17 protein-coding genes and 2 pseudogenes are annotated in these 18,467 nt (G+C 52.7%); 4 read left to right on the top strand and 15 right to left on the bottom strand.

Annotated features, from left to right (window positions below):
- Positions 1–98: 98 nt before the first annotated feature.
- Together CKL79_RS16080 and CKL79_RS16075 are read right to left on the bottom strand one after the other, a co-directional pair.
- Positions 99–911 carry an anti-sigma factor gene (locus CKL79_RS16080; RefSeq protein ID WP_121970600.1) on the bottom strand — a complete coding sequence of 271 codons (813 nt, stop codon included), beginning with the start codon at positions 909–911 and terminating at the stop codon, positions 99–101.
- Entirely contained in the window at positions 904–1,497 is a 594-nt protein-coding gene (locus CKL79_RS16075; RefSeq protein ID WP_121970599.1) for a sigma-70 family RNA polymerase sigma factor, read from the bottom strand. The genes CKL79_RS16080 and CKL79_RS16075 overlap by 8 nt, the downstream gene beginning before the upstream one ends.
- Before the next feature lie 205 nt (positions 1,498–1,702).
- Between CKL79_RS16075 and CKL79_RS16070 the strand changes: the two genes are divergently transcribed.
- The gene (locus tag CKL79_RS16070; RefSeq protein ID WP_121970598.1) at positions 1,703–2,236 is read left to right on the top strand and encodes a CHRD domain-containing protein; all 534 of its coding nucleotides are present in this window, start codon (positions 1,703–1,705) and stop codon (positions 2,234–2,236) included.
- A gap of 49 nt (positions 2,237–2,285) precedes the next feature.
- Here CKL79_RS16070 and CKL79_RS16065 read toward each other — a convergent pair whose 3' ends face one another.
- Entirely contained in the window at positions 2,286–3,230 is a 945-nt protein-coding gene (locus CKL79_RS16065) for an alpha/beta fold hydrolase (RefSeq protein WP_121970597.1), read from the bottom strand.
- A gap of 71 nt (positions 3,231–3,301) precedes the next feature.
- Between CKL79_RS16065 and rpiA the strand changes: the two genes are divergently transcribed.
- A complete protein-coding gene (gene rpiA / locus CKL79_RS16060; RefSeq protein ID WP_121970596.1) occupies positions 3,302–4,000 on the top strand; it encodes a ribose-5-phosphate isomerase RpiA in 699 nt (232 codons plus the stop codon).
- A 36-nt stretch (positions 4,001–4,036) separates the two neighbouring features.
- Here the strand turns inward: rpiA and CKL79_RS16055 are convergent, their stop codons facing one another.
- The 6 genes and pseudogenes from CKL79_RS16055 to CKL79_RS16030 all read right to left on the bottom strand — a co-directional run bounded on the left by CKL79_RS16055 (position 4,037) and on the right by CKL79_RS16030 (position 9,185).
- Positions 4,037–4,576, bottom strand: a complete 540-nt coding sequence (locus tag CKL79_RS16055) for a hydrogenase maturation protease (RefSeq protein WP_121970595.1) — start codon at positions 4,574–4,576, stop codon at positions 4,037–4,039.
- A gap of 146 nt (positions 4,577–4,722) precedes the next feature.
- Positions 4,723–5,244, bottom strand: a pseudogene (locus tag CKL79_RS24390) (DUF305 domain-containing protein).
- A gap of 399 nt (positions 5,245–5,643) precedes the next feature.
- A complete protein-coding gene (locus tag CKL79_RS16045; protein WP_121970594.1) occupies positions 5,644–6,345 on the bottom strand; it encodes a TVP38/TMEM64 family protein in 702 nt (233 codons plus the stop codon).
- 149 nt (positions 6,346–6,494) lie between these two features.
- Positions 6,495–6,638: a hypothetical protein gene (locus CKL79_RS23220; protein ID WP_170944084.1), complete on the bottom strand. Its 144-nt coding sequence runs from the start codon at positions 6,636–6,638 to the stop codon at positions 6,495–6,497.
- Between the two features lie 49 nt (positions 6,639–6,687).
- Complete coding sequence (locus CKL79_RS16040; RefSeq protein WP_121970593.1) at positions 6,688–8,184, bottom strand: multicopper oxidase family protein; 1,497 nt, start codon at positions 8,182–8,184, stop codon at positions 6,688–6,690.
- A gap of 653 nt (positions 8,185–8,837) precedes the next feature.
- Positions 8,838–9,185, bottom strand: a pseudogene (locus CKL79_RS16030) (metalloregulator ArsR/SmtB family transcription factor).
- A 172-nt stretch (positions 9,186–9,357) separates the two neighbouring features.
- On the opposite strand from CKL79_RS16030, the gene CKL79_RS16025 reads away from it, so the two are divergent.
- A complete protein-coding gene (locus CKL79_RS16025) occupies positions 9,358–10,380 on the top strand; it encodes a transposase (RefSeq protein ID WP_121970592.1) in 1,023 nt (340 codons plus the stop codon).
- A 267-nt stretch (positions 10,381–10,647) separates the two neighbouring features.
- Entirely contained in the window at positions 10,648–11,277 is a 630-nt protein-coding gene (locus CKL79_RS16020) for a DNA-3-methyladenine glycosylase (RefSeq protein ID WP_121970591.1), read from the top strand.
- A gap of 50 nt (positions 11,278–11,327) precedes the next feature.
- On the opposite strand, the gene CKL79_RS16015 is transcribed toward CKL79_RS16020, so the two are convergent.
- From CKL79_RS16015 to CKL79_RS15995, 6 genes are all read right to left on the bottom strand, one after another.
- Entirely contained in the window at positions 11,328–11,540 is a 213-nt protein-coding gene (locus CKL79_RS16015) for a hypothetical protein (RefSeq protein ID WP_121970590.1), read from the bottom strand.
- A gap of 125 nt (positions 11,541–11,665) precedes the next feature.
- Complete coding sequence (locus CKL79_RS23215; protein ID WP_170944083.1) at positions 11,666–11,818, bottom strand: hypothetical protein; 153 nt, start codon at positions 11,816–11,818, stop codon at positions 11,666–11,668.
- Between the two features lie 206 nt (positions 11,819–12,024).
- A complete protein-coding gene (locus CKL79_RS16010) occupies positions 12,025–13,590 on the bottom strand; it encodes an HlyD family efflux transporter periplasmic adaptor subunit (protein WP_121970589.1) in 1,566 nt (521 codons plus the stop codon).
- A 2-nt stretch (positions 13,591–13,592) separates the two neighbouring features.
- Positions 13,593–16,676, bottom strand: coding sequence for a peptidase domain-containing ABC transporter (locus CKL79_RS16005; RefSeq protein WP_121970588.1), 3,084 nt, complete (start codon positions 16,674–16,676; stop codon positions 13,593–13,595).
- Between the two features lie 95 nt (positions 16,677–16,771).
- Positions 16,772–17,545: a peptidylprolyl isomerase gene (locus tag CKL79_RS16000; RefSeq protein WP_121970587.1), complete on the bottom strand. Its 774-nt coding sequence runs from the start codon at positions 17,543–17,545 to the stop codon at positions 16,772–16,774.
- Between the two features lie 231 nt (positions 17,546–17,776).
- The coding region (locus CKL79_RS15995) for a (2Fe-2S) ferredoxin domain-containing protein (RefSeq protein ID WP_205879116.1) at positions 17,777–18,467 on the bottom strand (691 nt) is incomplete at its 5' end.

Genomic DNA, 18,467 nt, shown 5'->3' with positions numbered 1-18,467 from the left:
TATCTATCGCTGGCAGCAGCGTCGCCCGTCAGTTTGATCATTTACCCCAGCGACTAGAGAGCGTTCTTATAGTCCGGGTCTCAGCAGCCCTCATTAGCCTAGAGTCGCTGTATCCAGCTTGGCCCCGACTGGTGGCGCTGCGGGGCGGCAGCGGATTCAATAGTGACGGCGATCGCCTTAACCGGATTACCCGTCTCTGTCGGCGCGGTTCCATCAGTGCGAAACACGCTAGGCAGCGCGATTTGCCGGGTCTGATTGCCAGCATCATCGACGGTAAAAACAGCGGTCAAAATGGCATTTTTACTGTCAGTTGTAGCCGATACGTTATCAGCGACGACCGTCCACAGGGCGTAGACTTGCTCGTCTGGTAAGGGCGGCAGTCCTTCAGCCTTGAGCGTAGCTTCTAATTGATCTGGATTTACCAGCAGTTCAACTGTTCCTTGCTGACTGTTTTCAACCGGTGGTAAGGAGAAAGCAACTTCGGTACTTGGCTGCTCTACAGGCGACGCTTGTAGGGCTTGAAGGGTCTGCCGGAGCGTATAGTTTTGCACCCCTAGCGCCAAAATCAGCACGGCTGCTGCCGCTGCCCCAAGCCCACCGAATGCCCACTGCGGGAATGAACGTCGAGGGGATGATCGCTGCGGGGCGCGACGGTCTGCGGCAGCGATCACAGGCGAGTCGGGCTGCACTGGACGGGTTGCCGTCATGACAGCCGCCTTTAAATCAGGCGGGGGCGGCGTTTCAGTGCTGTAGGCCGAGTCTAGCGATCGCTGCAGCTGCGCGACCTCTTTCCAAACTGCCGGATTGGCCGACGCTATCTGCTCAAACAAACGCGCCTCTGCCTGACTGAGATCGCCCAGAATATACCCGGCAATCAACAGCTGCTGTTCCAATGGGGCTACTTCATCCATTCGCCTGCTCCCCGGTCTCTTGCAAAATTTTTCTTAGCTTCAGCAGTCCGCGCCGCGCCCGCGCTTTCACAGTCCCTAAGGGGGCATCTAGCCGCTCGGCAATGGCAGACTGAGTGAACCCCTCGTAATAGGCCAGATGCAAAATCTGCTGCTGCTGCGCCGATAGCTGAGCCAGCGCTGCTTTCACTTTCTGAGACTGTTCGCCTTCGACCACATCATCGACCAGGAGACTCGGATTCGGCGGGCTGTAGTCGGCCTTCCAGCGCTGCTTAGATCGGTGAGCAGATTGGCGCGATCGCACCCGATCAATCGCCCGACTACGCGTCAAAATCATCAAAAACGTTCGCAGCGATCCTCGTCGAGGATCGTAAGTCGCTTGTTTAGCTAACTTAACAAAAATATCCTGGGTTAAGTCTTCTGCCTCTTGCGTATTACCCAACACCTTCAAGCTCATGCCGTAAACCAGGCTAGCGTGGCGATCATAGAGCTGACCCAGGGCATCGGTATGGCCAGCTTGCAGCGCAGACCACAGAGCAATGTCAGACTGAGGGGCGTAGTCAGGCTGATTAAGCGGCGCAGAATCCATGTATGAAGGGGGCGGAGTGATCGCTGATGAGGCCATCCTACTACTTATTTTGATAGAGCATCTGGGTCTCTCTTTTGGCAGAGATCGCCGATAAATCACTCAATATCAAGGCTGGGTGCATCCAAATCGACGGGAGCTGCGTACTTGAATTATGAGCCGTGGCACAGCCTGCCGCCGCTCAGGTCTCATACTTAATTAAAGGAATATGATGAATAAGCAACAAGGATTCAGCTGGGCACTCGGATTGGCAGCGCTAACTATAGGCGTTGGGACGACCCAACCCGCCCTAGCCGGACATACCAATACCATTCTCCACACCATGCTAGATGGCAGCGCAGAAGTGGCTGAAGATGGCGACCTGAGCATGTTGGTTGGTGATGCCAACGGCATGGGCGAAGCCTATGTGTTTGGCATAGATGGCGATGAAACCACGCTGTGCTACTCACTGTTTGTCTCGGGTGTGCAGACGGTACCCGTCGGTGAAGGGATGGCAGCACACATTCACGAAGGCGCGATGGGTGAAAATGGCCCTGTCGTCGCCGCTCTAGCTGGCCCCGAAGACGGCAACGCCGCTGACTGTCTCACTGAAGGCGAAGAAGGTAAATTTCCGACTGGCGAAACGGGCATCGTGCAGCGCATTCTCAACAACCCTGAAGATTTTTATGTGAATGTGCATAATCCTCAGTATCCTAACGGCGCCATTCGCGGACAGCTACAGTCCAGCAGTCATATGCGTTAGGCTGTTGTGTCAGCACGAGAGTTTCTGCAACGCCACTGGTCAGGTCTGTTCAGGGCTTCGGGTCTATCAAGTTCTCGTTCGTCGCTGGTAGCTGGTCTGCTAACCACCGATCAACTAGATCGTGCAGATTAGCGGCACTTTCGTCGTAAAAAAAGTGCCCTGCATCCTCGACTTCTACGAAGGTAAGCTGGGCGCTGAGCGTATTGACATACTGGCCCCAAGCAATGGGAATGACGCGATCGCGCTTACCCCACAGCAGCAGTGTCGGTACCTGCACCAGGGGAATCAAATCTCGCGTCATCGGACTAAAGCTGTCGGATGTCCGTGACTTCACCAAATAGCAAAAAGTTCGCGCCGCGCCGCGCCCCTGAGTGGGCCGCACAAACGCATCTACCAACACCTGATCGACCCGGCTGGCATCCAGATGCAGCTTCAGCAGCACCGAGCGAATCAGCCCGGGTCGGCGCACTAGCTTAAACAAAGGACGAAGCAGTAGGGGTGAAGCAAACCAGCGCTCTACCACCGCACCCACCTGCGCCGCCGTACCGCCTAGTTCCTGGCGGGCCGCTGGCAGCGTCAGCATAATCAACCTGGCCACCTGCTCGGGGTGACTTGTAGCCGATTGCAAAGCTACCAAGGCCCCCAGCGAATGGCCCATTAAAATCATCGGGCGACGCAGATAGCTCTGCCAAAAAGCGGCCACCTGCGCCACCCACAGGTCAGTATTTAACTCAGTAGCGACCTTTTCAGATCCGCCAAAGCCGACCAAATCGAGCGCATAGACTGGCCGCTCTTGAGCCAGAGCGGTCAAATTTGCTCGCCACTGCTCCAGACTGGAGCCCGCCCCATGTAGCAACAAAAAGGGGGGTTCATTTTGAGTGCCAGGCGACTCGGCTAAATGGGTGTAGCGAATTCGCCAGCCGCGCCAGTGCCAAAAGCGCTGCTCGCCCAACGAAAAAGTACCAGGATTTGAAGAAGAGAGAATAGGCTCCATGCAGTCACTTTACTCGCTACCCGCTTTCCTCCATGCTATAGATCAAAGACAGTTTTAGGAGATAAACCCTCATGGATCCCGTCAAGCTGATGAAGCAGGAAGTCGGTCGCGCCGCTGCTGCGCAGGTCAAATCTGGCACAGTTGTAGGCTTGGGCACTGGTTCGACGACGGCCTTTGCCATTCAGTTCATCGGCGAACGGATTGCCTCAGGCGAACTCAAAGATATTAAGGGCATCCCGACTTCTTTTCAGGCATCGGTATTGGCCAAGCAACACGGTATTCCGCTGGCCACGCTAGACGATGTGGATCATATTGACATTGCTATTGACGGCGCTGATGAAGTTGATCCGCAGATGAATCTGATTAAGGGCGGCGGCGCAGCTCACACCCGTGAAAAAGTGATCGATGGGCTCGCTGAGCGATTTATTGTGGTGGTCGATAGCTCCAAGCTGAGCAACAAAATTGGCACGATCTTTGCGCTGCCCGTAGAAGCGATTCCGATGGCGATCGCCCCCGTCACTCGCGCCCTAAAAAAGCTCGGCGGCAAAGTAGAAATGCGTATGGGCATCAAAAAAGACGGCCCAGTCATCACCGATCAGGGTAATATGGTGCTCGATGTCACCTTTAACGGCATCGACAACCCGGCTGAGATGGAAAAAGACATCAACAATATTCCAGGCGTACTGGATAATGGACTGTTTATCGGCCTTGCCACCGAAGTGCTGATCGGCGAAGTCACAGATGGCGAAGCCACAGTTCGCAGTATGTAGTTCAAAATGTAGTTCAAAATCGTGCTAACGAACCGATTACAAGCAGGCTGACTGGCTCATGTATGGGCGCTGCTGATAGGTTCGAAAAAACTGTTCAATGGTTCTAAGCGCGCGATCGCATCCCCTTTGAGCCGTTGAAGACAGGGCTTCACCTAACTCACAGCGCTCAGTAGGAATTTGCAGCAGCCAGGCCTGCGGCGCGTAACCATAGCGCTGCCGGGTGAGGCTGAGTAAAACCCACGGATCGCAGCGATAGGCCATAGAGAGCACCGTACCCGCCGGCTGAGGCTCACCCACAATGGGCTCTAGCTGAACCGTACGGGCGCAGCTCTTGTCGTCACAGGCCTCGACAAAAAGGATGTAGTCTGACTGGGCGATCGCCTCGACCAAGTTCGAGGTGAAGTGAGGCACCGTTAGCGCCTCGACCGACGCCAGCTGCCAATCGGCGACAGCCCTAGCTACCTGCGGCCCCGCCGCCGCATCACCCCACAGTTCGCTACCCCGACCGATGACTAAAAATCGGTACGGAGCTGTACTTTGAACTGTGCTTTGCGCTGCTAAAGCTGAGGCAACCATGGGCTACGTTTCCTAAAAGTGAGTGACACTTTTCAGAGTAGAAAACATATATGAAGATTCTATGAGGATCGATTCATCTATCATCGCTTTGTTACGTGGTGTCAATGGTTTCAGCGACTATTTTCGTTATTTCGCAACGACTCTAATTACTCCGGTTGAGAAGAGAACTCTGGCATCAGCCTGGCTTCGGCTTCTTCAGGTGTATTGACGATCCCGCTCTCGTTGATGTCAGCGATCAGCCACTCCATTTCATTAATTTCTCGACGCTGCCCTTCGATAATTTCGTCGGCAAGCTCGCGGACGCGTGGGTCTTCTATCCGGGCTCGCTCGCTCGTCAAGATCGCAATCGAGTGGTGCGGAATCATGCCTTCCATCCAGTCTACGTCGTTGACTGTAATCTGACTGCGCACTAGCTACAAAGACGACCCAAACAATACAATGGCACTCAAGAAGATCGCGATATTGACCTTCTTGTTTTTGTACATATTGAGCATGAACGATAGCATGATTACCATCATTGCCGCACCCATGATAAGCGCCATGAACATTCTGGTTTCACTAAACCAAGCGTGGTCAAGAACCTGATAGGAGTGTACGTACATAAGAAAGAACATGACGACAATAGAGGTGCCTATCATGGCGAAGAACCGAGCGTAGCTGCTCTGCATTCCGCCTTTCATCTCTTTATGGTCTTGCCTATCGGAAGGTTTTACTGTTGTTGATTTATTGGCACTCACGGTGGCTCTCTCAAAATTTGCATGAAGGCAATATACCATCTGGTTTTCAGAACTTCATCTCTCTCCAGAAATAGGCCCCACACCTCTGCAACAAGTATGAATTGTTTCAAGTGAGAGAGCGCCATTTTATCTTGATTTCATATTTATCTGTCAGTTTGTTGGCTTTCGTTGCAAATCAATTTTCACTCTATGTTTGGGACGCAGCGTAATTGAAGGCTGTAGCTCGGCTGTTCGTCAGTCGAAAGAATACAGAATAAGGCAGAACTGCTGGATGGTTGCCATCAAAATCAACAAAGCTCCCATTGTTGAAAACTTTTCTTTAGCGGATAACTACTCGATACGAACGATGTCTCGTAAACCAAACCAGTTGTATCGGCGGATGCCCCAGGGTAAAAGCACCAGGAGCGCGACGAATAATAAGGAGAGCGTGACCGCAGGCCAAGCACCCAGCGTAAAAGCTTCACCCAAATAAGTCAGTAGCAGCGTTGATGGAATCATGCCGAGGAGCGTTGATGAAGCGTATATGGGTAGAGATAACCCCGTAAGCCCTGCGCCATAGCTGATTAAGTCAAAAGACAGTACTGGCAGCAGACGAGTCACAAAGATGAGTCCACCTAATAGCCATTCTCCTTTCTCTTTTGAAAAGTAGATGATTTTACCGGTTAGCGCTTTCACGGCTGAGCGACCGAGCGATCGCCCAATAAAATAGGCAATCAGGCTGCCTGAAAACCCACCAATGACACTGTAAATACCAGCCGGAATAGCGCCCCATACAGCACCTGCTGCGATCGTCAAAGGTGCGCCTGGTATAGGACTCATCACTACGGCCAGGGCAATGACTGCAATATAAACCAATATGCCCCAGATACCCGCATTGGTGACGGCTTGCTGTAACCCTTCAGGCGTTAATAGATTCGCGTCTATCTGGGTCGACACCCAGGCGTAAACTAGCAGAGACAGCAGTAGAACGGCCAACGCAATCAGATTCTGCCTGTTCAATAAAAGTTTTAGCCGCTGCTTCTTTTTAGCCATCGCTTTTCCGCACCTTCAATCCCATTTCTGCTTATCCGTTGGAGTCTGCACCTACCATATCGCCCATCTGAGTCAGCTCGATCAAATGACCGTCAGGATCGCGAGCTAGCGCTGCTTTAATTCCCAAATCGGCAAAATTACAGGGTGGACTAACGATTTCTACAGTCTTGGCTTTCTACAGTCTTGGCTTCGAGATATTCGCAAGCTTCATCAACGTCTTTCACGCGAAAGCTGAGAGCGACGCCATCGTTTTTCCCCAAAGGCAAAATCAGCTGGGCAGTGCGAAGTTCCATCAGTCTTCCTTAATTTCTGTTTTGTAGCATGGCTTAGCATCTCTAGCTTCTAAGCCTGTTGTATTTCCAAGATTCCCATCATGCCGCGATCTTCGTGGTCGAGCACGTGGCAGTGGTAAACCGTTTTACCAGTGTGGTCACGAAAAGGCATCCGAATCCGAACAGTTTCGCCGGGGCTCACCGACACCACATCCTTCCATGCCGAATAAGGCATAGGCTGACCATTCTGGCTGACAATTTGGAACTTGTTGGTGTGAACGTGGAAGGGATGAGCCATTGAGCCCGTATTTATAATCTCCCAGTCTTCAACAGTGCCCAACATCACTTGAGTATCAATGCGGTTGGGATCGAAGGCTCGACCGTTAATCATAAACACCATGCCGCCACCCATCATACCGCCACCCATCATACCGCCGCCCATGCCGTGGTTCAATGTGAACTGCCGGGTCGTCTGCGGTTCCGGTAAGGGCTCAACTGCGATGAGCTGACTGGGTAGAGAAATCTCGCTCCTCTCGCCGTCATAAGTGAGCGTTGCCACCGTCTCAGCACGGTCTGAATTTTGTCCCCCCATCGTGCCACCCATCATGCCGCCTTGCGCAGGATTGAAAGGTCGGTTGATCAGACGATAGTCACCCGGCTTTTGATTTCCCTGCACCAATACCTCAGCCCGCTCGCCAGGGGCTAGTACAACATCACTCAACTCAACCGGTGACGAGATAGCGCCGCCGTCTGTGGCAATCAGGTGCATTGGATGATCTTCTAGCGATAGGCGAAAGAAACGAGAAGGGGAGGCATTTAAAAATCGCAATCGCAACAGGCCGCCCTTTGCCATAGCTATCGCCGGATTGATCTGCCCGCTGGCCGTTAGCAATCCGCCCACTCGCCCAGTCATTGCCGCCATATGGCCGGTATCGGCAATGTTGCCACCGTCATCGAGCGCGAAGTCTTTAAGCACTAAGAATTCCTCTTGAGCCGCTTTAATCTCCGGAATTTCGTCTAGCGCGCCCCGGACGATAAAGAGTCCGGCTAAGCCGCCAAAGAGCTGCTCGGCGACGAGCCCGTGGTAGTGAGGATGGTACCAGAAGGTTCCGGCGGGATGGTTCTCAGGGATCTCAAATTCGTAGGTGTGGCTTTCACCGGTAGGAATTTCTAAGAAAACATTGTCACCTGTCCCTGTTGGTGGAATGTGCAGCCCGTGATAGTGGAGATTCGTCGGCTGATCGAGCTGATTGGTAAAGCGAATTTGTACCCTGTCGCCTGGGCTGGCTTCTAGCAGCGGGCCAGGCATTTGACCATTGTAGGTGAGCAAGTTAGCGCGGCGATTGCCTAACTGAACCATCTGAGCTTTAGCCTCTAAATCCAGGCTGAGCAGTCCGCCTTCGCTCGTCTGCTTTTGAAACTGAATGGGCGCAGAGATGGGCGCAGAGATGGGCGCAGAGATGGGCGCAGTGGACTGGGGCCGCGACCTGGAACACTGGGACAGCAGTATGGCCGCCGTGGTGCCTGCACTCAGCCGCAAAAAGTCTCTTCGTTGTATCGGTCTCATGGATGTTGAAGCCAGCCTCAGTCAGATTTTTTAGGGGCGATTACCCCACAGCAATCACTGTAAACGCTACAGCCGGGTATAGAGTCAATCCTTTTCTGTAAAGATTATCTGCCAACGAATACCTCGACAAAGACAACAAAAATATAGGCCGTTATACGAAAAGCGATCGCTGGCGATACAGCCTACAGCTCAATTATGAAACCAGCGTGAAATCGGCCTACTTCAAGGGAAAGAGATTGTCATTAGCTCTTCGGGTGGGTGCCGGCAGAAGTAAACTTTGTTACACTTTATTTTGCCTCCAACAACAGGTGAACACGATGCTTCTTCAACACGAAGAATACCAATCTAACTTCGATAAATTCATGGCTTGTATGGTGGAGTGTGAGCACTGTGCCGAAGCCTGCATGGGCACCGCAAACATGAAAAAATGCGCTCGTATGTGTCGCTGAAGGCTGTCGGAGCTTGGCTACACTGATGGTGCGAGGCTCTTACTTCACTGCTCCTCATGCCAAAGCTTGCGCTGAAGCCTATCGCAAAATGGCTGATGTGGCTGTAGCAGCATAGTTGTTGTTAGCCGAACTCAGCTCAGAACGTAACCAAATAGCGTGCTGACCCGCCGTCTCCTGAGAAAGAATCGGCAGGTCGGCATTCAATCAGGATCTGTGAGCGCTCTCTGCAAATTCTTTTAAGAGTTGAGACTGCTGCTCCATGCGAATTGCCAGAGAGCTACAAACCAGGTTGCACAGCTCAAAGATAAAAGGGTTCGCAATGCTGTAATAAGCACTGACCCCCTAGCTCTGGCGAGATATGATACCGGCTTGAGCCAGTATTTTAAGATGCTTGGAGACATTGGTCTGCCCCAACCCACTCGCCTCGACAATTTCACTCACATTTCTAGACTCCTCTTTCAAAACACAGAGGATTTGAAGACGGCTGGGTTCAGACAGCACCTTAAAAAAGTCTGCCACAAGCGCCAGGGCGGTGGGGGACAGGGCCGACATTTCATGGCTGCCAAAATCTGGTCCAGGGTCTGGGAATTCTGAGGATGGAGCCGTAGGAGTAGTCATCTTTCGAGGAGGAGAGGAACGTAATACTATTAGGACTTACGCATTGACAGAGTAGCCAGCCTGTATGCTGGCAGGAGCCCCCTTCTTTTTGAGTGATCGCTAGGCCATGCGTGAGCTATCAAAACCATCTACAGCCCAGTGCGATAGCACGCTCTACACCTTATTTTTGCTCTCAGAGCCGAAGTATGTGAGCTGCGTGCGGCTCTCAGAAATTTTGGCAGATTTGAGCCACGATAGCGTGAATCGCTTTTTATTACGCGAACGTTACACGCCCAAAGACCTCTTTGACGAGGTTAAAGGCGAGCTGAACCTAGAATCCGGGACGCTCAGCGTAGACGATAGTGTGGAAGACAAACCGTATCGCGACCCCAGCAAAAGTGCCTTGGTGGATTACTTTTACTCGGGCAAGCACAAGCGACCGGTGAAGGGACTCAACCTAATTACTCTGTACTACAGTGACCCCTCCGGTCATTCTTATCCGGTCAACTTCAGACTGTATGACAAAGCAGCGGGCAAGACGAAGAACGACTATTTTAGAGAGATGGTGCTAGAGGTTCAATCCTGGGGCCTGAAGCCGTCGTGGGTGACCGGAGACAGTTGGTATTCGAGCCTAGAGAATCTGAAGTTTCTCAGAAACGAGAAAGTGGGTTTTCTATTTGGGGTAGCGAATAATCGGCTGGTCTCGGTAGAGCGTGGAACGTCAGTGCAGATAGGGACTCTAGAGATTACAGCTGATGGCTTGATGGTCTATCTCAAGGCATTTGGCTGGGTCAAAGTGTTTTGTGCGCCGTTCAAAAACGAGCAGCGATATTACATCTTGTATCGACCAGACTTAGAGGCTTTGAAACAGCTCTCACGAGAGACCTTTAAGCAAGTTCATAGTGAGCATTGGCAGATTGAATGTTTTCATAGAGTGATTAAACAGGTGTGTAATATCGAGCGCTTTTATGTGCGAGATGAACAGGCTATTCGTAATCACGTTTTTTGTGCACTACGTGCTTTTTGCAAGCTACAGACGATGTGCATCAAAGGGATCATCAACAACTGCTATGAGATATCGCGTCAGCTATTTGTGCCGGTCATTCGCCAGTTTATTCTAGAAAACGTGGAGGAAACTGCTTTCGCCTAGCATTGTCACACTGTATTTGTCAATGCGTAACTCCTATTTGTTTGCAAATTTCAATTTTTCTCCTGTCATTTTCTTGAATCTTTTGGTGCGGAATTTACTCTCTAAAAACGTCCATAGACTCTGAGGCATACCAGTAGTGCAGCGATCGCCTCTGATGGCTGGGAAGATTTAGACGTGGTTCTTCATGAATGGTATGAAAGCGCGATCGCTACCATAGAAGATAGGAAGATAAGCGTATTTTCACAGGCAGTCAAGCTAATAGGAGAAATGCCTCACTCTACAGCCCCTCGTCCGCTAACAGCCGACTGGTTCAACCGCCCTTCACCGCAAGTCGCCGTAGACTTGATCGGCTGCGTTCTGGTTCGAGACATTAACGGCGAGACGGTACGCGGCCACATTGTAGAAACCGAAGCCTACGAAGCGGGCGACCCGGCCATGTATGCCTATCAGGAAAAAACAAAGCGAAATGAAGTCGTCTTTGGGCCAGCCGGAATCGCCTATATCTATCGGATCTACCGGCAGTATCACTGCTTCAACATCGTCACTGATCGCGATGACTTTGCCAGCACTATTTTAATTAGAGCAATTGATTTAGAACAGCGCCCGAGCTGGATAGACCCAGCCAAAGAAAAGCTCTCTAGAGTATGCGCCGGGCCAGGTAAGCTGTGCCGCACACTACAGCTAGATGAATCTTGGCGAGGCACGCAGATCCACCCAAATTCGGGGCTGTGGGTAGAAGCGCGATCGCCCGCAGTCGCTCAGCACCTCGCCGCCGACCCCGCTGCTATCACTCAGACCACCCGCATTGGCCTTACCAAAGGGGCTGATATCTGCTGGCGCTGGTATCTCACAGCGTCTCCAGCTATCTCAAAGAAAGCAGCTAAAGCAAAGCAGTAGCTTTTGCCCGTAAAAGATACTGCTCTATCTGAAAATTGGGAGAGCAGTGTTTAGTAGCTCTTAGCAAAATCAGCCCACAGCGTAGCTTCGTGCGGAATCACAATTTCTGCATCAGTCGTAGTGTCAACTGACGTGCTCTGCTGCACTGGCCCTAAAGCAGTGCGGACAATGGTGTAGCCTAAAACGAACGTTACGCCTGCCACAAAGATGCCGGCAACCGCCCGGTCAGCAGTAGAAGCGTGGTTTAACTGGTTGTAGCGCATGGGAGTTTAGCCTGTAGTAATGCCTTCACTCCCTATGATCTCACTTTTTTTAGTATCGCTGTATACTGTTTACAATTATTTTGTATTTGCGTATACAGTTTTGGCACACCCAGTAACGTACCAAACTAATCTCTGAGCGTCTGATTAGACTCAAAAGGCTGCGAGAGCTGATCAACTAGCGGCACGGGTAAACCTGCTAGGTAAGTAACCACACCCTGGCCCATACCGGCCAATAATCCTAAAACAGCAGGCAAAATAAGCGGCGCTAAGTTATTCATAAGCCTATTCATAAGCCAGGTAAAAACTACCTTTATAGGATCTCAACTATGCTGACCGACATTTGTAGCAACCTTTACCTTTCGCAATGAAGACATCAAAAAGTATGTAGCTTTTGCATAAAAACAATGCAAAAATTCAACTTTTGACGCCAATCTCTGCCTCAGGTTAGAGGTGAGCATTTGTAGTCTCTTTCTCTAGAGGGGTGTTAGCTGCCAGACTTGACAGAGTCAACCTTGCGAACAAACAGATCGGTAAAGAAGGTGATCACCCGGCGCTTACGCAGTTTGATATTGGCATTGAGAGACATGCCTGAGCGCAGGCTAAGGGCATTGCCATTGGCGACAAACTGCTGTGCGTCTAGCGTTACTTCCGCAGGAAAACGGTAGTACTGAAAGACTTCATCCGGCGGGAGCGCGTCAGTACCGATGCGCGTCAGAGTGCCCTCCATATCGCCAAACTCGCTATACGAAAAGGCATCAATTCGTACGTCTACTTTTTGGCCGACTTCTACAAAGCCAATGTCTTTGTTAGGGATGAATATGCGGGCCACCAGCGCATCTTGAGGGACGATTTCCATCATCGGCTCGGTAGAGTTGGCGACATAGCCCGCTCGGTTGGCCTTGAGATTGAAAACAGTGCCGCTCACAGGCGCAGTCAATTCCTGGTACTTAATGCTTTGATTGAGTTCGGCAAGCTGGCCGTCGAGCTCTGAGAGCTGTTGGTCGTTTTCTAAAATTCGCTGGGTGAGCTGACTGTCAATCTCGGCAATGCGCTGATCGTTGACTGAAATGCGGTCTTGCAGGCTCTCGCGAGATTCAAAAGAGGTGCGAGAGACCTCCTGCTCCGCCTGAGAGATTTGAAAGCTCAGTCGGTCAATTTCTTGCTGTAGGGTATTTACCTCTGTCCGCTTATTATTCACCTCTTGCTCTTGCTGGAGGTAAGAGAGTTCGGCGACAGCGCCTTGCTCATTGAGCACCTTTAGCCGGGATAAGATCTCCTGATTGGTCGCCAGATCGCTCCTGGCATTGCTGAGCTGCACGCGGGTCTGGCCGATCTGCTCACGGAACTGATCAGTTTGCAGGCGGTTGATCTGCTGCTGCGAATTTAGCCGAGACTGAGAGGTTTCTAATCGGTCTAGCTGTTCGGGGTTAAGGCCCGCTGTACCGCCGTCCATTTGGGCCCGGTACAGGCGGTTGCTGGCGACGAGTTCGGCGCGATCGCGTCCTCGCTGAATCAAGTCAGTAGACACCCCTTCTGGGGCAACTGCATCTACTGAGCCATTGAGTTGAGCCCGGTAGTAGGCACTTTCGGCCCGCAGCCGTTCGGCAATTTCCTCACTGGACTTGAGCTGCGCGGCAGTCGTGGTTTCATCCAGAGTGGCAACTACCTGACCTTTCTCTACCTGTTCGCCTTCTTCGACCAAAATCTCTTCTACTACGCCGCCCACAGGGGCCTGCACCACCTGTACAACGCCTTCGGGTTCGAGCTTGCCCTGAGCGGTAATTGCTTCATCGACTTTAGCTAAGCAGGCCCACAGCACTGAGGCTGAGGTTACGCCCATAATCGCCCAGACAATCGCCTTCGACCAGCGCGGCGACTGCCTTAAGATCACCGGCTTATCGAATGACTGCGGTATGTAAGCGTCAAACTGCGGCGGGTTGTCATTGGGGGGCAACCCTGCGCCGCTGCCGTTGACTAGGGCCTTGCTGCCATTGCCATTGCCATTACTAGATACGTTGACAGCCTGAGGCTGGTCAGAAGTGCTGGTCATCGTTAGTTCTCTCCCTTCTGCTCAGATAGGCAGTAGTAGCGACCCTTGAGCGCCATCAGCTCAGCATGTGTGCCTAGCTCAACGACGGCTCCTTTTTCCATCACCAAGATCCGGTCGGACTGGCGAATGGTGCTCAGACGGTGCGTAATAAAAAATACGGTGCGGCCATTGGCCCACTGCTTCAGGTTACGGCAAACCTGAGCTTCGGTATCGTAGTCAAGGGCACTGGTGGCTTCGTCTAAGATTAGCAGCCGAGGATTTTGTAAGACGGTGCGGGCGATCGCAATTCGCTGCCGCTGTCCGCCCGAGAGCGAAGCCCCCCGTTCGCCCACTCGGGAATTGTAGCCACTGGGCAGATCCATAATAAAGTCATGAGCCCCGGCAATTTTTGCAGCTGTGACAATGCTGTCAGTATCGGCCTGCGGATTGGTCAGGGCAATATTTTCTTGAATGCTGCCCTCGAAGAGCAAGCTATCTTGCGGCACAATGCCCACCTGCTGACGCAGCGAATATAGCTCCACTTTGCTGATGTCGTAACTGTCGATCAAAATTCGCCCCGACTCGGCGTTGTAAAGGCGCGGCAGCAGCTTCATCAGCGTACTTTTACCCGAGCCGCTCTGCCCGACAATGCCGATAAATTCGCCCGCTGCAAATTCCAGGTTGACATTGACTAGCTGCAGGGGGCCAGAAGGCGAAAACCGAAAAGAAAGATTTTCGTAGCGCACATTGCCTCTAATCTCAGGCATCGGGATCTGAGCGCGATCTTCCGGGGCCTGCTCCTGAGGATAGTCAATAATATCGCTCAGCCGCTCTAGCGATAGGGCCGTCTCCTGAAAGTTTTGCCAGAGCTGAGTCAGGCGGAGCAAAGGCTGAGTCACGTAGCCAGAGATAATGCGAAAGGCAATCAGGCCGCCCAAGGTCAGCGTTCCATCTAATACCAGCGTCGCCCCAACCCACAGCACCAAAAGCCCCGATAGCTTATTGAGAAAGCCGCTGGCCGATCCGGCAGTGGTAGAAGTCTGCACGGTTTTAAAACCGTCGCTGACGTAGCGAGCGTACTTTTCCTGCCATTTCCAGCGGGTTTTTAGCTCCATATTTTGAGCTTTTACCGTCTGCACACCCGAGAGCGCTTCCACCAAAAAAGACTGGGTCTCGGCATTGCGCTCAGCCTTAGTCCGCAGCTGACGGCGCACAATCGGCGAGACAAAAAAGGTGAGAATCATAAACAGCGGAATGGTTGCCAGCGCGACAAAGGTTAGCTTCACGCTGTAGATAAACATCACCAGGATGTAAACCACCGAAAACAGCGCATCGAGCACCACCGTCAGAGCGGTACCGGTCAAAAACTGACGAATATTTTCAAGTTCGTTCACCCGGCTAGAAAGCTCACCCACCGGGCGACGGTCAAAGTAGCGCAGTGGCAGCCGCAACAAATGGTCAATAATTTCGGCCCCGAGGGCCATGTCAATCCGGTTGGTGGTATCGACAAATAGGTAGGTGCGCAAACTGGTGAGAATCGCCTCAAAGATGGCGACGACGACTAGCAGAATGCCCAGCACCTGCAAAGTATCGGTACTATTTTGCAAAATCACCTTGTCGATGATTACCTGCACCATTAGCGGATTGGCCAGACCAAATACCTGCACAAACAACGAGGCTACTAGCACTGTTGTCAGCACGCCTCGATAGCGCTTTAGTGAGGGGATAAACCAGCCCAGCCCAAACTTTTGCTGCGGCGTTTGCTCAGTGGTTTCGACCAGTAAAATTTCCCCTTCTGGCCCCCAAATCTCGGCGAAGGCTTGCGGCGAGTGGCGCACAATCTTGTTGTCAGCGGGTACGCCGATAACGTATTCCCGTTCGGAGGTTTCGTAGATCACGGCAAAGCCGTCTCGCCATTTGATCAGGGCTAGTTTGGGCAGGCGAGCGACGGCACTTGCCGGTACTTTGGCAAGCTGCGGCTTTAACCCCACCAAGTCGGCCACTGCGCCGCAGGCCGTCAGCGACAGGTGACCCAATCGCTCGCTCTGGTTGGACAACACCCGCTGCACCACATCGCGCTTAAAAGGCATGCCTAAGTGCTGCGCCATCATGGCAAAGCAGGCCAGGGCTGAACCCACTTCGCCGCGACCGCGCAGCACCGGGTACTTGATCGCCCTGGCCCGGGCTGAACCGGCCTCAATCAGGTTGGAGCCGTAGGAAAGCTCGGGCGCATAGGGAATAGGATCTTGGGGGACCGGCATACCGCTGTCGTTAATCGGGCGGCTATGCCTGGGGGGAATCGGCGCATGGCCATTTTGACCGTCAGTAGACTCTGTCTGTGTCAGATCGGCCTTTGTAAGATCGGTGGATGAGGCTAGCGCGATCGCTCCCCCATCCGACTCTGTCCGCTGAGTAGCCAACTGACGCATGTCAATACCCACGAGCCGGGTATTGCGCTGGCAGGTAACGCGGCCATCTAGCATCTCAGGCAGAAGCCAGCTACCGGCAGCATGGCTGGATATCGTCTCAGAGCTAATGAACCACAGATGATGGGGGTTGGGGTCAGTGAGCTTGATCGGCCCGGCGCTGACGGTAGCGGTGATCGCCTCTGTCTGCAGCCGCTGGGCAGTTTTAGCCAGGTCGCCAACGCTGCGAGCCTGCGTCTTAAAGTACTGAGCCACCAGATCAAACACTTCTGCCAAATAGCAGCGACTGGCGATCGCCTCAGAAAATTTCTTGTGCTCGCCCATCAGCTGCCGAATGGTGGTGATCGGCACGGCCACCGCGATCACTTCTGAAGAGGCGATCGCCTGCTCGCAGGGCACGCCTCGCACCAGTCCGGCCAAGCCTAAGGCCGCGCCCGGCTGCAATAGCGCCAGCGTCATCGGCGTCTTTTGGTAAGGGTCAGCGCCCAGTAGTCTGCCCTGCCCTTCTAAAATGACCACCAGTTGATGCGGCATTAGCTCTTGGCGCATGATCGGCTGACCGATGCGATACCGAAGCATTTGACCGCTACTGGCGATCGCCTCCAGGGCCGCTACTGGCAGGTGGTCAAAGGGGAAAGTCGCCCCCAGGCTTTGTTCAAGTGAGACTTTGGTGTAGGTCATAGCGAACTAGGGGAGCAGCACGGGACGCTCAAGGCGGTGGTTAGAGCAGGCAGTGAGGGAACAGTCGCCAGTAGGCAGTCAACTGTAGACAGCATTCAGCTGTGAGCGGTTAGTTCTTCACCTGCCAGCGTCGGGGTGCCAGATGCAGTGGGCTCAGGCTCGATTACGGCGGTGTCTTGCAGTTGCTGCTGAAGCCATGCCTGAAACCGCTCGTTCAGCAGCCGCTGGCGCATCGCCGGGTCAAATTGGGCCGGAAGCAGCTGCTCGTGCCGGGTAATCACCAGCCACTCGCCAATTTGCGTCGGGGCCCAAAGCTGACCGGGCTGACTGATCATCAGCATCCTCGCTAAAATCGGGTGCGGCACATTTAGCTCTACGGGGCCAATCAGACCGCCGGTTTTGGCCTCCTGCCCCTCAGAATATTGGCTGGCCAGCTCAGAAAAGGCCGCGCCGTCGTCATTAATACGAAAATAGATTTCTTGAGCCAGGCTCGCATCTTTCGTGCGAATCAGCGAGTAGCGCACCTGATCGAGATGGGCTTTGCGCTGCAAAAAGTAAGACTCTATTTGCTCGCCCCAGGTTTCTTCCTGGAACTTCAGCAGCTTACATTCTCTGATGGCGGCCAGCGTCATCTGCTCGGGGGTTTGCTGCTGCTGGTCACACCAGGCTTGCTGCTGCTCGGTAGAAAATAGGCCGCGCTTGGCACAAAAAGCCTGTAGCGCTATCTGCGCCTCGCATTCAATGGGGGCGATCGCCTCGTCAATTACCATCTCCTGCACCAGCTTAGGCATCAGCTGATACTGCCTGAGCTTAGCAATGAGTGCAGGGCCATCTAGCCCCATCTGACCAATCTGAAGAACCGTCGCCATACCCCTGATTTTTGATGTAAAAAGCCACTGCTTGGTAATCTCACTTAGTAAGCCCAATCGTCCCTGGCATCTATCAAAATATGTAGTTACATAACCCTATTAGATATACAGCTCTACGAACGCCTATCCGCATGAAAGCTTCACTAAGGCGCGTAAAGCTCACTTAGTGTATGAAGCTATTGGGACAGTAAGATTATGAACCGGTTAAGACAAAGGTAAGGCTCTAGAGCGCTATGCGCCGTGACGCTGCAAAATTTCGTTAATATCTTCTGGCTGAACGTGACGATACTTAACGTTATCTGGCAGCAGCCGAATGTTAGGCCCTCGTTTGCAGCCGCCTAAGCAACCGATGGCCTCTAGTTTAAAGCTTTGCTGGTCAGCACTGCGCTTTTCAAAGTCTTGCCAGAGATCATCGCCGCCGCGCTGACAGCAGTTCTTTTTTTGACAGAGCTGCACCGTTAGCGGGGCTTTGGCAGTTTGTTTTGCTTTTGTCTGGTCAGCTCTTTTAGAGCGATCAGGGCGTTCGGCAAGAACGGTAGATCGGGGCGTCAGGGGAATCAGCTGTCGCGCTAGCAGCTTTTGCTTTTTGGATTTGCCGTCTAGATCTGCCCAGATTCGGACGGGTTCGCCTGGTATTAGCTCTTGTTGGGCGATCGCTCGCAGCGACTTCGGCAGATACACGGTTTGCACCCCTCCATCAGTCTCTAGCTGCACCCCCCTGAGCTTGCCTTTACCCGACTCAATCGGTTTGAGATAGCGACCTTGCAAAACTTCCATATGTTTGGTTGAACCCGACTCTAATACTTGTGTAGCGATCTCACTGGTGTGAAGTCTCTCCCTCTGACCCTGCGGGTACAGACGGAGCTTCCTAAGACTTAGCGCTTCAATGGGTGTTTGTCTTAAGAATTCCTGGTTATTCCGA

Source organism: Leptolyngbya sp. BC1307 (assembly GCF_002286735.1).
Lineage (GTDB): Bacteria > Cyanobacteriota > Cyanobacteriia > Phormidesmidales > Phormidesmidaceae > Phormidesmis.
Note: the sequence above shows the minus strand (reverse complement) of the source record. Positions and strands in the feature narration are given on the sequence as shown.

Excerpts from the sequence above, each read along its gene's own strand:
- CKL79_RS16080 (WP_121970600.1), bottom strand. The coding sequence starts at position 911 with ATGGATGAAGTAGCCCCATTGGAACAGCAGCTGTTGATTGCCGGGTAT.
- CKL79_RS16075 (WP_121970599.1), bottom strand. The coding sequence starts at position 1,497 with ATGGATTCTGCGCCGCTTAATCAGCCTGACTACGCCCCTCAGTCTGAC.
- CKL79_RS16070 (WP_121970598.1), top strand. The coding sequence starts at position 1,703 with ATGATGAATAAGCAACAAGGATTCAGCTGGGCACTCGGATTGGCAGCG.
- CKL79_RS16065 (WP_121970597.1), bottom strand. The coding sequence starts at position 3,230 with ATGGAGCCTATTCTCTCTTCTTCAAATCCTGGTACTTTTTCGTTGGGC.
- rpiA (WP_121970596.1), top strand. The coding sequence starts at position 3,302 with ATGGATCCCGTCAAGCTGATGAAGCAGGAAGTCGGTCGCGCCGCTGCT.
- CKL79_RS16055 (WP_121970595.1), bottom strand. The coding sequence starts at position 4,576 with ATGGTTGCCTCAGCTTTAGCAGCGCAAAGCACAGTTCAAAGTACAGCT.
- CKL79_RS16045 (WP_121970594.1), bottom strand. The coding sequence starts at position 6,345 with ATGGCTAAAAAGAAGCAGCGGCTAAAACTTTTATTGAACAGGCAGAAT.
- CKL79_RS23220 (WP_170944084.1), bottom strand. The coding sequence starts at position 6,638 with ATGGAACTTCGCACTGCCCAGCTGATTTTGCCTTTGGGGAAAAACGAT.
- CKL79_RS16040 (WP_121970593.1), bottom strand. The coding sequence starts at position 8,184 with ATGAGACCGATACAACGAAGAGACTTTTTGCGGCTGAGTGCAGGCACC.
- CKL79_RS16025 (WP_121970592.1), top strand. The coding sequence starts at position 9,358 with ATGCGTGAGCTATCAAAACCATCTACAGCCCAGTGCGATAGCACGCTC.
- CKL79_RS16020 (WP_121970591.1), top strand. The coding sequence starts at position 10,648 with ATGCCTCACTCTACAGCCCCTCGTCCGCTAACAGCCGACTGGTTCAAC.
- CKL79_RS16015 (WP_121970590.1), bottom strand. The coding sequence starts at position 11,540 with ATGCGCTACAACCAGTTAAACCACGCTTCTACTGCTGACCGGGCGGTT.
- CKL79_RS23215 (WP_170944083.1), bottom strand. The coding sequence starts at position 11,818 with ATGAATAACTTAGCGCCGCTTATTTTGCCTGCTGTTTTAGGATTATTG.
- CKL79_RS16010 (WP_121970589.1), bottom strand. The coding sequence starts at position 13,590 with ATGACCAGCACTTCTGACCAGCCTCAGGCTGTCAACGTATCTAGTAAT.
- CKL79_RS16005 (WP_121970588.1), bottom strand. The coding sequence starts at position 16,676 with ATGACCTACACCAAAGTCTCACTTGAACAAAGCCTGGGGGCGACTTTC.
- CKL79_RS16000 (WP_121970587.1), bottom strand. The coding sequence starts at position 17,545 with ATGGCGACGGTTCTTCAGATTGGTCAGATGGGGCTAGATGGCCCTGCA.